Below are 12,485 nucleotides of genomic sequence, written 5' to 3'. Positions count from 1 at the left end.
TATCGACACCGGCCGAAACGCTACCGACACTTCTCGGAAACCTCAACCGGTTCAGTCCGAAAGTTCGCAGGTAGCAGGCCTCGAAACTTTCGGAAGATCAATCAGGAATCGGCTCTGTCGCGGTGGCGCGAGCGGCGGCTGCCCGGTCAGCCGCCGTTACGTCCGGCGCGTCGTCGGCGAGCGGTTCAGTCGGTGAACGTGACCTTCGTCTGGCTCAGTGAGCCCTTGTTGCCGACGATGAACAGGTCCGCGCTCCGGACGCTGTCGGTGACGTGCGCGCTCAGGTCCAGGTAGACGTAGAAGTCCTTGTCCTGCACCCGCTCCTTGCGGATCGGCTCGAACTTCTTCGCGCGCCCGGATCTCATGTGGATGGTCAGCGTCTCGCCGGGAGTCATGTCCATGCAGTGCAGGGTGACGTCCTCCGGGTCGGAGATCGCCGCGGGATCCGCCTCGCACCTGCTCTGTTTCTTCCCCTCGGGGTGGCGAGGGTGGTATTGCCGCGCGCAGCCGTCCGGGCTCCGGCAGGCGTCGACCGGCTTCTCCCTCGTGAACGGCAACAGCGCCGTGATGCCGAGGCCGAGGGCGATCGTCGCCGTGGCGAGTTTGAGTTTGGATTCGCGGAGGTTGAGGATGGCCGTGGAGGTGGCGGCATCCGCGGAACTGTCGCGGTGCGCCCGCCCTCTGCTGCGTGGTCGGCGGCCGTCACCCGAGGCGTCGGAGGTCATTTTCTGCTCCCTGAGATGGAGGGGACCACCTACCCAACGCGCCTGTAGTGGACAGGATGCGTAAGAATGCCCGACTTTCTCAGGAAAAGGGTGACTTAACCGTTTCGGTGTGATCGTGCCGGACATCCCGTCCGGCGGCAGCCGGGTCACTCCGTGGCGCGCAGCGCCTCCGCGACGGCCTCGGCGGCGGCCAGGGCGTCGTCGCCGGTGGCGATCACCACCACCGTCGCACCGGTGTCCGCGCCGAGAGACATCAGCTTCAGGGCGCTGCGGGCCGGGACGGTGCGCTCGCCGTGGCGTACCGAAATCGTGGTGTCCGGGAAGCGGGCGGCGGTCCGGACCACCTCGCCGGCCGGGCGGGCGTGCAACGCGGCCGGAAGCGTCACCGGGATCTCAGAACTTGTCGACATCACGCGCCTCCCGGGCGGCCTCGGCGACGGTGGCCAGATCGGCGCCCGCCGACGCGGTGATCGCGGCCGCGACCGCGCCCTCCACGAGCGGCGCGTCCACCAGCAGCGGGCCCGGAGTGTCGTCGAGCACCGCCCGGGCGGTCAGCACCGCGCTGCCCAGGTCGGCCAGGACCAGCACGCCGGCGCCGTCCTCGGCGCGCTCGATCGCCGCCGCCACCCGGTCGAAGCTGGTGCCCAGGTCGCCGTCCTCGGTGCCGCCGGCCGGCTCGACGTGCACGTCCGGCGTCGCCACCTGGCGCAGCAGATCGCGCAGGCCTGACGCCAACTGCTCGGAGTGCGATACCAACACGATTCCCACGAGCCCCATGGATCTCGACTCTAGACCGCGCGAGGATGCAGGAGGTGATGGAGTAATCACGGAAGGGAGCCGGTAGTGAAGAAATTCATCAACGATCCCGCGGACGTGGTGGCGCAGGCCCTGGCGGGCGTCGCCGCCGCTCACCCGGAGCTGCGGGTGGACATCGACGAGCAGTACATCGTCCGGGCCGACGCGCCACGCCCCGGCAAGGTGGGGCTGGTCTCCGGCGGCGGGTCCGGGCACGAGCCGCTGCACGGCGGCTTCGTCGGCCCCGGCATGCTCGACGCGGCCTGCCCCGGCGAGATCTTCACCTCGCCGGTGCCGGACCAGATCCTGGCCGCCACCAAGGCCGTCGACGGTGGCGCCGGCGTGGTGCACATCGTCAAGAACTACACCGGCGACGTGATGAACTTCCAGCTCGCCGCGGAGCTCGCCACCGACGAGGGGATCAGCGTGGAGACGGTGCTGGTCGACGACGACGTCGCGGTGGAGGACTCGACCTGGACCGCCGGGCGCCGCGGCACCGGCGCGACGCTGCTGGTCGAGAAGATCGCCGGGGCGCGGGCCGAGGAGGGCGGCAAACTGGCCGAGGTGGCGGCGATCGGCCGCGAGGTGAACACCCATTCCGGATCTTTCGCGTACGCGTTGACCGCCGGCACCACCCCGGCCGCCGGCCGCCCCGGCTTCGACCTGCCGGCCGACGAGATCGAAGCCGGCGTCGGCATCCACGGCGAGCCCGGCCGCCGCCGCGAGAAACTGCGCCCGGCCCGGGAGCTGGTGCACTCCGCGCTGGACGCGATCCTGGACGCCAAGCAGTTCCCCGGCCCGGTGATCGTGCTGGTCAACGGGCTCGGCGGCACTCCGCTCATCGAGCTGTACCTGATCTACGGGGAGGTCGCGAAACACCTGGAGGACCGGGGCGTCCGCATCGCCCGGCGGCTCGTCGGCAACTACGTGACGAGCCTGGACATGGCCGGCATGTCGCTCACCCTGTGCCAGGCCACCGACGAGATGATCCGCCTCTGGGACGCGCCGGCGCGTACCCCCGGACTGCGCTGGGGTGCGTGAGACGTGGACGTCGCACTCGCCCGGGACTGGATGCGGGCCGCCGCCGGCCTGATCGCCGCCGACGCCGACCGGCTCACCCAGCTCGACTCCGCGATCGGCGACGGCGACCACGGGGTGAACCTCAACCGCGGCTTCACCGCGGTGGTCGCCGCGCTGGAGAAATCGCCGCCGGAAACGGTCTCCGAGGTGCTGGTCAAGGCCGGTACCACGCTGATGTCCCGGGTGGGCGGGGCGTCCGGCCCGCTGTACGGCACCGCGCTGCGCACCGCCGGCAAGGCGCTGCCGGCCGGCGCCGAGGTCCGGCCGGCCGACCTGGTGGCGGCGCTGCACGCCGGCCTGGACGCGGTGCGGAAGCTGGGCGGCGCCGCGCCGGGGGACAAGACCCTGGTCGACGCGTACGCCCCGGCGCTGGACGCCCTGGAGAAAGCGGTGGCCGAGGGAGCCGGTCCGGCCGGCGCGGCCGAGGCGGCGGCCCGGGCCGCGGAGGCCGGCGCCGAGGCCACCGTGCCGCTGCGAGCCCGCAAGGGCCGCGCGTCGTACCTGGGCGAACGCAGTATCGGACATCAGGACCCAGGAGCCACCTCGACGGCACTGATCTTCCGGGCGTTGGCCGACGTTTCTTAACTATGGCCGATCCGTGCCGATTCAGCGGGTATCAGACACTGCTGAAGGATGGTGCGGCGATGGGGTTGACTGGGGCGTTCGACAACCGCTCTTTGCGGACGAAGATCGGTGCGGCGGCCCTGACCGCGACGATCGGCGGCGTCATCGTGGGCGGGCTGTCGATCGGCACGGTACGCGACCTCAACCACAAGGCGGCGGCCGCGCAACACCAGTCCATCGGGATCCAGTCGGCGGTCGCCACGTTCAGCAAGAACCTGGAGGCGTTCGTCGGCAACGGGAACGCGCTGCAGCTCTTCCCGTCGGCCGCACAGCAGATCAGCGCGGTCATCGGCCAGAACAAGAAGGCCGCCACCGACGCGCTGGACGACCTGAACGCCCGCCTGCCCGGCGACGCCACCGTCGCGCAGACGCAGAAGGACTGGAACTCGTTCCTGCAGTTCCTGTCCGCCACGGCGTCGGCCACCCACAAGCCGACCCAGGCCGAGCTGGCGGCCGGACTGGCCCAGTACACCAAGCTGCACGACGCGCTGGGCGCGGACGCCGACGCGCTGCAGGCGCGGGCCACCGCCGTGGCCGAGCAGCAGATCACCGACGCGCAGTCGGCGGCGTCCCGGGCCACCTGGACGATCACCGGCGTGCTCGCCGCCGGCGTGGTGCTCAGCCTGCTGATCGGCTTCCGGGTGGCGGCCCGGGTCCGGGACGACGTCCGGGGCGTCTCCCGGCTCGCCGACGGACTCGCCGAGGGCGATCTGACCCGCACCTCCGGCGTGACCGGCCAGGACGAGGTCGGCCAGATGGCCGCCGCGCTGGACAAGGGCATCGCCCGGCTGCGGGACGACGTGGTGCAGCTGGCCGGCACCGCCACCACCCTGCAGCACGCGGCCAGCCAGCTGACAGCGGTCTCCGGGGCCGTCGACGCGGCGGCCATCGAGGCGTCCTCGCAGGCCGGTACGGTCTCCGCGGCCGCCGAGACGGTCTCCAACAACCTGCAGTTCGTCTCGGCCGGCGCGCAGGAGATGGGCTCGGCGATCCGGGACATCAGCGTCTCCACCTCCGAGGCCACCCAGGTGGTGGTGCAGGCGGTGCAGGCCGCCGCGGCCACCAACCAGATCGTGGCCCGGCTCGGCGAGTCGTCCGCCGAGATCGCCACCGTGGTCAAGGTGATCACCAGCATCGCCGAGCAGACCAACCTGCTCGCGCTGAACGCCACCATCGAGGCGGCCCGCGCCGGTGAGCTGGGCAAGGGCTTCGCGGTGGTGGCCGGCGAGGTCAAGGACCTGGCCCAGGAGACCGCCAAGGCGACCGAGGACATCTCCCAGCGGGTGCAGTCGATCCAGACCGACACCAGCGGCGCGGTGATGGCGATCGAGGAGATCAGCGAGATCATCGAGCGGATCAACGGCCTCCAGCTGACCATCGCCTCGGCGGTCGAGGAGCAGACCGCCACCACCCAGGAGATGAACCGGACCCTCACCGAGGCGGCCGGCGGCGCCGGGAACATCGCGGCCACCATCACCGGGGTCTCCGCGGCCACCCAGCGGACCACCGAGACGATGGGCGACACCCGCCGGGCCGCCGACGAGCTCACCGTCACCGCGGGTCAGCTGCAGAGCCTGGTCTCCCGCTTCCGTTACTGACCCATCGATGCCAGTGTTAGGGACATGTACCCGCCCGAGCCCTGGCACCTGCGCGGACAGATGTACCTCTCGGTCTTCCTGATCCCGATGCGCGCCGTGCCGCCGCTGCCCGAGGTCCTGGGCGCGGCGGCACGGCCGTTGTCGTTCGGGGGCCGGGCCGCGGTCGGCGCCGCCTGGGTCGACTACCAGCCCGGCGGTGTCCTGCACTACCGCGAGCTGCTCAGCGCGGTGCTCACCCACGAGCGCGGCCGGCCGCGGGTCAGCATCACCGACATCTGGGTGGACAGCGTCGCCTCCCGCGACGGCGGCCGCCGGCTCTGGGGTATCCCCAAGGAGCTGGCCGAGTTCACCCTGGAGGCCGACGAGGACCTGGTCGACGCCCAGGCCGCGGCGCCCGGCGGGGCTCCGATCGGGTCCGCTCTCATCCGGCTGAAAAGGCGGGTTCCGGGCCGCTTCCCGCTGGGCTTCACGGTGGCCCAGGCCCTCGGCGAACAGGTGCGGCGGACCCCGGTGCGAGGCCGCGCCGGTTTGCGTACGAGCAACGCGGCGTGGCGCCCCGACCCGGACGGCCCGCTCGCCTACCTCGCCGGCCGCCGCCCCGTGCTGAACCTCGCCGTCACCGACTTCTGGCTGGTCTTCGGCCGGTCGGCGAAGGACCGCGCCGCCGCCCGCCCGCACTGACCCCGGTACGGTTCGTCAGCATGGCCGGTCACCACCACAGTCACCGCGCTCCCGGCGACGACCCGCTGCCCACGGCCCGCCGGCTGACGCTGCTGCTGCTGATCCCGGCGGTCCTGCTGACCGCGCTCGGCATGCTGCTGCTCTGGCCCCGGGACGCGCCCCGGGCCGACCCCGCCGAGGGACCTCTGCAGATCGACGGCGTGGTCCGGACGGTCACCCCGGCCGCCTGCGCCCCGGTGCCGCGGGGCGAGCCGCAGCCCACCGGCTGCGGCACCGCGACGGTGCGACTGGCCAGCGGCGAGGTGGTCGGCACCGACCTGCCGTACGGGCCCGGCGCACCGGCCATCGAGGCCGGCGACCGGGTGATCGTGCTGGGTCTGGAGAGCGACGGTGGCGGGCTCACCTACACGATCTCCGACCACCAGCGCTCCCGCGAGCTGTGGATCCTCGGCGCGGCGTTCGCCCTGGCGGTGATCGCCTTCGGCCGCTGGCGCGGGCTGACCGCCCTGGCCGGGCTGGCCGTCACGTTCGGGGTGCTGCTGTTCTTCATCGTCCCGGCGATCCTGGACGGCCGGTCGCCGACGCTTGTCGCGGTGGTCGGCTCGGCCGCGATCATGCTGACCGTGCTGTACCTGACGCACGGGTTCACCGTCACCACCACCATCGCCGTGGCCGGCACCCTGACCAGTCTGGTGATCACCGCGGTGCTGGCCGGGATCAGCGTCGCCGCGCTGCACCTGACCGGCGTCTCCGACGACACCTCGAACTTCTTGTCGATCACCCAGGGCTCGGTCGACATGCGGGGCCTGCTGCTGGCCAGCATCGTGATCGGCTCGCTCGGCGTGCTGGACGACGTGACGGTCACCCAGTCGGCAACGGTCACCGAGCTGGCGCTGGCCAATCCGGCGTACGGCTTCCGCGGCCTGTACCGCGCGGCCACCCGGATCGGCCGGGCGCACATCGCCTCGGTGATCAACACGATAGTGCTGGCCTACGCGGGCGCGTCGCTGCCGCTGATGCTGCTCTTCGCGACCGGCGGGACCCCGGTCGGCGAGCTGCTCACCGGGCAGCTGATCGCGCAGGAACTGGTGCGCAGCGCGGTCGGCACGATCGGCCTGATCGCCGCGGTGCCGATCACCACGGCGCTGGCCGCGCTGATCGCGCACCGGATCGCGCGGGCGGACCAGGCCGGGCCGGCCGTCGCGACGACGACCGGCCCGCGCCCACCCACCGAGAGCCCGTGGGCGGTCTTCGACAGTTGACGACTAGCAGCGCTTCCAGGCGACCCGGTACACCGTGTTGATCGCGGCGTCGGTGGAGTCCATCGAGATGAAGCTGGTGTACTTGTGCGCGTCCGACGACCCGCGGTTGACCCGCAGGTCGGTGTTGATGTTCAGATAGCGGCGCTCCCCGCACGGCAGGAAGCTCAGCGAGGCGATCCCGACCTGGTCGTTGCGCTGCCAGTTGTCATCGAACGGGCCCTTGAAGTTGTGCTCGATCCGGGTCGTCTGGGAATGCCCCTGGAAGTAGTAGTTGGCGGCCTCCTGCGCCCACGCGCCCTTCGCCAGGCTGGCGTATCCGCGATAGTCCGCGCTGGCGATCGCGAACGTGAATCCGGACGGCACCTTGATGTCCAGCGCGATCTGGCAATTCTTTCGGAAATCCAGTGGTGTTGATTCCGGCCCGACCTGAGCCGTGTAGTCCGAGTAGGTCACCGTGAACGCGGTGTTGTCCGGCGACACGGTGATCTTCGCGGACTTGTCCGGGCATCCGGATCCGTTCGCGTTCACCACGTTGATGATCATCATCTCGTCCGGCGTGGGCAGCGGCGTGGCGTGAGCGGGCGTGGCCACGACGAGCGAGGCGAGCATCGCCGCGCCGGCGGTCAGTTGACGGAACATGAATAACCCCCGTTAAATCGAATGGTGCACTGCGTTGGGAAAAGAATATTTCGACGCGGCCCCCGGCGATTACATTCGGGCCCGCCGTGTTTGCCGTAATTCGTTGTCCGGCCGTCTTTGCCGCGACGGCCATTCGGCCCGATTTCGCCAATGTTGCTCCGGTCGGCCGGCCGGCCGTGCTAAGCCAAGATCGGGTGGGTGAAATCCGGTTCTCGCGGGTGACATTCCGGTGTTCCGGATCGCCGGCCGGTACGCCTTCGGGTAAAGGCGGCGGTTGAAGTGCGCACCGCGGTATGTCACCTTGGACGTCCGGGACCATCGCGGACCGGACCGGACAACCAGGGGCTGACGTCATGGACGTGCGGGTCACCGTGGCCGGCGACGACGCGGCCGACCAGTTGCTGGGCCTGCGCGCCTGGCTCCTCCGGGAGGATGCCCTCCGTGGTGCGGTGAGCCTGTGCGTGGCCTCTGTCGCGCGGGGCGAACTGGGCACCGGCACCGACACCCTGCAGGTCGTCGCCGGCTCGGTGTCCAGCGCGTTCGTCGCCTCGCTGGTCGCCTGGCTGCGCACCCGGGTCGGCGCGGTGCGGCTGGTGATGCGTGACCGGGAGGGTGCGGAGATCACCCTGGAAGCCCGGACGGTGCGGGCCCTGGACACGGCCGGCCTCGCCGAGCTGACGAGCACGCTGACTAGCGCCGTCGAGGCCACCGGAGAGCAGAAACGGAGCGAAAAGGACAAGAAACGGTGACCGCCCGCCTCGGCGGCTCGGGCGCACGTGCCGTGCTGGCCGGCACCGGCCGGCACGATCCGGGCTCGGTGTTGCCGCCGGTCCCGGCCGTCGAGGAGACCGTCACCGCGCTCCGGGACGCACTCGTCGGCTGCGGCCTGCGTCCCGGCAACATCACGACCCTCGTCGACCCGGCCGGTCCGGAGCCGTTCCTGGACGCCGTGATCGCCGCCGCCGACGACGCGACGGACGTGCTGCTGGTCTACTACGTCGGCCACGGAGCACTCAGTCCGGACGGCGCCCTGCACCTGGCCACCCGGGCCACCGTCGACCTCACCAAGAAGGCCGCGTACCAGGCACTGCCGTTCTCCGAGATCCACGGGGTGCTGATGTCGTGCCGCGCGCGGACGGTGGTGGTGGTACTGGACTGCTGCTTCTCCGGCCGGGCGGTGAACCCGGTGCCCAGCGGCGCGCTGCTCGCCTCGGCCGACCGGGACGAGCACGCGCTGGCGCCCGACGGTGAGCGGTACACCGCGTTCAGCGGCGAACTGCTGGCGGCGCTGAACGACGGCATACCCACCGCTCCGGGCGAGTTGCGGCTGCAGCACGTCTTCGACCATCTGCACCGGCGCATCGTCCGGCGCGGCGGCCCGGCCCCGGTGCTGCGGATCGGCAACAACGCCGCCGAGCTGGTGCTGGCACCCAACCGCGCCTACCGGCCGGTCACCGATCCGGCATCCGGGGAGCAGCCCGGCGAGGGGGCGTGTCCGTACCGGGGGCTCGAGCCGTACACGGTCGAGGACGAGGTCCTCTTCGCGGGCCGGGCGGCGCTGGTGGAGGCCGTGCTGCGCCGGCTTCGGGAGGGGCTGTCGACGGGTGGCCTCGTCGTCGTCAGCGGGCCCTCCGGCTCCGGGAAGAGCTCGCTGCTGGCCGCCGGCCTGATCCCCGCCGTCCGCCGCGGGGAGCTGGGCGCCCTCGCCACCCCGCCACCCCAGCACATCCTGTTCACCCCCGGCGACGACCCGCTCGGCGCGCTGGCGACCGCGCTGGCCGACTGGTGCTCCCAGGATCCCGCCGTGGTGCGGGCCGCCCTGCCCGAAGCCATCGCCCGAGCGCGGAACGCCGCCGTGCTGATCGTGGTCGACCAGTTCGAGGAGCTGTTCACGTCGGCGGCGACCGAACCGGAGCGGCGGGAGTTCGTCGCCGCACTCGACGCCGCCGCGGCGCCCGGTCACCCGGCGGCGACAGTGGTCCTCGGCGTGCGTTCCGACTTCATCGGTCACTGCGCCGGATTCGGCGCGCTGGTGTCCGCGCTGGAGAGCCGGACCGTGGTGGTCGGTCCGATGACCACCGGCGAACTGCGGGAGGCGATCACCGAGCCGGCCGCACGCACCGGGTACGCGCCGCAACCGGGCCTCGTCGAGATCCTGCTGCGCGACGCCGGCGCGGATCCGGCCGACGCGAACGCCACCGGCTACCACCCCGGCGTACTGCCACTGCTCTCCCAGGCGTTGCTCCGCACCTGGCAGGGCCGGACCGGCGCGACCCTGACGGTCGACGGGTACCGGGCGGCCGGTGGGGTCACCGGGGCGGTGGCGGCGACCGCCGAGGAGGTGTTCGGGGCCCTCGCGCCGCAGGCCCGGGACGTCGCGCGTGGCCTGCTGCTGCGCATGGTCCGGGCGGGTGGCGACGGGCCCGACACCCGGCGCCGGCTCCGCCGCTCGGACGTCGCCGGCCCCGAGGCGCGGGCCGTGCTGGCGGCCTTCGCGGAGGCCCGCCTCGTCACCCTGGACGGGCCGGACGTGGAGATCACCCACGAGGCGCTGATCCGTTCGTGGCCGCGGCTGCGCTCCTGGATGGCGACCGATCGCGCCGGCCGGCGGGCCGTCCAGGACCTGGAGGTGGCTGCCGAACAGTGGCGGGACGCCGGCGAGGAGGCCGGGCGCCTCTACCGGGGCGGGCGGCTCGCGGAGGCGCGGGCGCTGCTCGGGACCGTGCCGGAGCAGGAGATCAGCGCGGCCGGCCGGGAGTTCCTGGCCGCCTCCCTCCGGCAGCGCCGGCGCGGGGCTCGGATGCGCCGGATCCTCGCCGGCGTCCTGGCGGTGCTCACCGTGGTCGCCTCCACCGCCGCGGTGCTGGCGATCGTCCGCGGTGATCGGCTCGACAGGCAACTGCGGGCCGCGAACGCGCAGAGCCTCGCGGCGGCCTCCGAAGCCGAAGCGCCGGGTCGTCCGGCCTTCGCCGCCCGGCTGGCACTGGCGGCCTGGCGCGCGGAGCAGTCCAGTCCGGCGGCGCGGAACGCGCTGGCCCGCCGGTACCTGCAGCTGAGATCGGTCGATCACGTCTTCGACGACCTTGCCCGGCGGCCGATCACCCAGCTGCGCAGCAGCGGTGACGGGCGGATGACGATGCTGCTCGACGACCAGGGGGTCACCATGGTGACCGGACTGCTGAGCGGGCCGGTGTCCACGTGGCGGATACCGGGAGCCGACCTGCGAGCCGCGCTGAGCGCGGACGGCAGATGGCTGGTCACCGCCCGGACGGGGAAGCCGATCGAGCTGTGGGACCTGCGCGGGCGCACCGGCCCGCTGCCGCTGGCCGGCAGCCCCGAGGTGACCTGGACCCACGGGATCCACCTGGCCTTCGCGTCCGACGGCAGCCGGCTTCTGGCGGCCGGCGGAAACGACGCCTTCCTGTGGGCGGTGGCCAGTCGTACCCGGATGCCACTACCGGCACGACCCTTCGGCGCTCCAGGGCTGTCCGGAGTGGAGTTCACCGAGGATCCGGACCTCGTTCTGGTGTCCCATCCCTCGACGGAACTCTCCGAACCCGACACCCTGGAGACCCGATCGCTGACCGACGGCCGCCGGGTGCGGGGTTTCCCGGCGGGTGCGGTCGCGGCCGGTCGGGGACGATGGGTCGTCACCTGCGTCACCGCGTCGCCCGGCGCGGCCGGTGGACCACTGCTGACCCTGCGATCGGCGGCGACCGGGCAGCCGGCTCGGCGGCTCTGGGATCCGAACTGTGCGCTGGCACCGATCGCCGGCGGCGACTACCTGGTGCCGTCGGCGACCTCGTCCCCGTCGCCCGGCCGGCAGCGGGTCGTCTCGGCGGCCACCGGCGCGGCCTACGACCTGGTCCTTCCGCCCGCGGCCGATGCGCTGCGGCCGGTCGGCGCCGATGTCCCGGTCGAGGTGATCGACCGGGGCGGTGCACCGGTCGCCCTGATGGCGGTGGGCACCACGGTGCTGCGGCTCGCCGACGTCGTGCGGGACTGGCTGCCCCGCCCGGGCGACGCGAGTCCGATCGGCGACGGGAACCAGCTGGTGTTCCGCACGACGGACACGGTCGAGGTGCTGGACCGGTCGTCCGGGCGGCGGCTCGGTCGCCTCGTCAAGGACCGAGCCGTCCGGTACAACGGCAGCGGCTGGCCGCTGGGCTTCGCGAGGAAGGGCGTGTACTGGCAGGTGACCGATTTCGTCATGCCGGAACTGACCCGGAACCACGACTACCCGCTGCCGGGCGCGGACCCGGGCGCCGACCTGCTGATCGGCTCGCTGGCGGTGACCACGGTCGGCGCCACCACGATGGCGGCGATGGTCAAGGACCAGCTCTCCACCTGGAACACGGTCACCGGCCGGATGATCGCCGGACCGATCGCGATGTCGTCGACCGAGGAACAGCGGCTGCGCTTCGTCATGGACGGCGGTCTGGTCGAGCGGCCCGGGCATCCGGACGAGTTCGCCGTCTTCGCCGCCGGGGAACCGATCCAGCTCTGGAGCGCGGCCCAGGGGAAGCGTCTGCGCACCCTCGCGGTGACCGCCGGCAGCGAGGACATCGCCTTCGACGACACCGGCGACCGGGTCGTCACCCGGCAGGCGGGCGCCATCGAGGTCTGGGACGTCGGGACCGGCCGGCGGATCGGGGAGCCGATCACCGCCCCGGATGTCGATGCCCTGCTCGGCATCACCGCCGACGGTTACGTGGTGACCGGGAAGGCGGAAGTGGTGAGCCTGTGGGACCCGCGCCGGCGGGTGGTGAGCGGGACGCTGGACTTCGGATCCGGCGAGGCCCCGGTCACCCTCCACGGAGCGGACCGGCTCGCGGTCGACGGCACCGATCTGATGCCCTCGGTCGTCCCGCTCTCCGCCACCACCTGGTTCGGCGAGCTGTGCCGCGCCTTCGGCACCGGGTTCACCGCGCCGGAACGCGCGGCCCTGCCCGACGGCGCCGACGACGTGAACCCCTGCACCGAGCGGTGAGGCGGATCGGCGCCGCCGCTGTACCGGTCGCCGAACGGGAACGCCGGGTGCGCGGACGGCACGCGGTTCGCGCGGCCCGGACGGCCACACC

11 protein-coding genes are annotated in these 12,485 nt (G+C 72.4%); 7 read left to right on the top strand and 4 right to left on the bottom strand.

Going from position 1 to position 12,485, the window contains the following annotated elements; all coding sequences use genetic code 11:
• Nucleotides 1-185: 185 nt before the first annotated feature.
• From Actob_RS30330 to dhaM, 3 genes are all read right to left on the bottom strand, one after another.
• Nucleotides 186-725, bottom strand: a complete 540-nt coding sequence (locus Actob_RS30330) for a hypothetical protein (protein WP_284915269.1) — start codon at nucleotides 723-725, stop codon at nucleotides 186-188.
• A gap of 146 nt (nucleotides 726-871) precedes the next feature.
• On the bottom strand, nucleotides 872-1,135 hold the full coding sequence (locus Actob_RS30325) for an HPr family phosphocarrier protein (RefSeq protein WP_284915268.1): 264 nt from the start codon (nucleotides 1,133-1,135) through the stop codon (nucleotides 872-874).
• Entirely contained in the window at nucleotides 1,119-1,502 is a 384-nt protein-coding gene (gene dhaM / locus Actob_RS30320) for a dihydroxyacetone kinase phosphoryl donor subunit DhaM (RefSeq protein WP_284915267.1), read from the bottom strand. Before dhaM ends, Actob_RS30325 begins: the two co-directional genes overlap by 17 nt.
• Before the next feature lie 66 nt (nucleotides 1,503-1,568).
• On the opposite strand from dhaM, the gene dhaK reads away from it, so the two are divergent.
• Genes dhaK through Actob_RS30295 form a run of 5 tightly spaced genes read left to right on the top strand, consistent with a single transcriptional unit; the run spans nucleotide 1,569 to nucleotide 6,765 of the window.
• The gene (gene dhaK, locus Actob_RS30315; RefSeq protein ID WP_284915266.1) at nucleotides 1,569-2,561 is read left to right on the top strand and encodes a dihydroxyacetone kinase subunit DhaK; all 993 of its coding nucleotides are present in this window, start codon (nucleotides 1,569-1,571) and stop codon (nucleotides 2,559-2,561) included.
• A gap of 3 nt (nucleotides 2,562-2,564) precedes the next feature.
• Nucleotides 2,565-3,185, top strand: coding sequence for a dihydroxyacetone kinase subunit DhaL (gene dhaL / locus Actob_RS30310; RefSeq protein WP_284915265.1), 621 nt, complete (start codon nucleotides 2,565-2,567; stop codon nucleotides 3,183-3,185).
• Between the two features lie 59 nt (nucleotides 3,186-3,244).
• Entirely contained in the window at nucleotides 3,245-4,822 is a 1,578-nt protein-coding gene (locus tag Actob_RS30305; protein WP_284915264.1) for a methyl-accepting chemotaxis protein, read from the top strand.
• 24 nt (nucleotides 4,823-4,846) lie between these two features.
• Nucleotides 4,847-5,503 carry an acetoacetate decarboxylase family protein gene (locus Actob_RS30300; RefSeq protein WP_284915263.1) on the top strand — a complete coding sequence of 219 codons (657 nt, stop codon included), beginning with the start codon at nucleotides 4,847-4,849 and terminating at the stop codon, nucleotides 5,501-5,503.
• 20 nt (nucleotides 5,504-5,523) lie between these two features.
• Nucleotides 5,524-6,765: a YibE/F family protein gene (locus tag Actob_RS30295; RefSeq protein WP_284915262.1), complete on the top strand. Its 1,242-nt coding sequence runs from the start codon at nucleotides 5,524-5,526 to the stop codon at nucleotides 6,763-6,765.
• Between the two features lie 3 nt (nucleotides 6,766-6,768).
• On the opposite strand, the gene Actob_RS30290 is transcribed toward Actob_RS30295, so the two are convergent.
• Nucleotides 6,769-7,404, bottom strand: a complete 636-nt coding sequence (locus tag Actob_RS30290) for a DUF4360 domain-containing protein (RefSeq protein WP_284915261.1) — start codon at nucleotides 7,402-7,404, stop codon at nucleotides 6,769-6,771.
• Between the two features lie 353 nt (nucleotides 7,405-7,757).
• On the opposite strand from Actob_RS30290, the gene Actob_RS30285 reads away from it, so the two are divergent.
• Complete coding sequence (locus Actob_RS30285; RefSeq protein ID WP_284915260.1) at nucleotides 7,758-8,153, top strand: effector-associated constant component EACC1; 396 nt, start codon at nucleotides 7,758-7,760, stop codon at nucleotides 8,151-8,153.
• Nucleotides 8,150-12,394: a caspase, EACC1-associated type gene (locus Actob_RS30280; RefSeq protein WP_284915259.1), complete on the top strand. Its 4,245-nt coding sequence runs from the start codon at nucleotides 8,150-8,152 to the stop codon at nucleotides 12,392-12,394. Before Actob_RS30285 ends, Actob_RS30280 begins: the two co-directional genes overlap by 4 nt.
• Nucleotides 12,395-12,485: the final 91 nt, after the last annotated feature.

The sequence above is a fragment of the Actinoplanes oblitus genome (genome assembly GCF_030252345.1).
Lineage (GTDB): Bacteria > Actinomycetota > Actinomycetes > Mycobacteriales > Micromonosporaceae > Actinoplanes > Actinoplanes oblitus.
This window is presented reverse-complemented; position numbering and strand designations above follow the sequence as displayed.

Bases quoted from the DNA above. Each gene is read 5' to 3' on its own strand.
- Actob_RS30330 (WP_284915269.1), bottom strand. From the start codon at position 725: ATGACCTCCGACGCCTCGGGTGACGGCCGCCGACCACGCAGCAGAGGG.
- Actob_RS30325 (WP_284915268.1), bottom strand. From the start codon at position 1,135: ATGTCGACAAGTTCTGAGATCCCGGTGACGCTTCCGGCCGCGTTGCAC.
- dhaM (WP_284915267.1), bottom strand. From the start codon at position 1,502: ATGGGGCTCGTGGGAATCGTGTTGGTATCGCACTCCGAGCAGTTGGCG.
- Actob_RS30305 (WP_284915264.1), top strand. From the start codon at position 3,245: ATGGGGTTGACTGGGGCGTTCGACAACCGCTCTTTGCGGACGAAGATC.
- Actob_RS30300 (WP_284915263.1), top strand. From the start codon at position 4,847: ATGTACCCGCCCGAGCCCTGGCACCTGCGCGGACAGATGTACCTCTCG.
- Actob_RS30295 (WP_284915262.1), top strand. From the start codon at position 5,524: ATGGCCGGTCACCACCACAGTCACCGCGCTCCCGGCGACGACCCGCTG.
- Actob_RS30290 (WP_284915261.1), bottom strand. From the start codon at position 7,404: ATGTTCCGTCAACTGACCGCCGGCGCGGCGATGCTCGCCTCGCTCGTC.
- Actob_RS30285 (WP_284915260.1), top strand. From the start codon at position 7,758: ATGGACGTGCGGGTCACCGTGGCCGGCGACGACGCGGCCGACCAGTTG.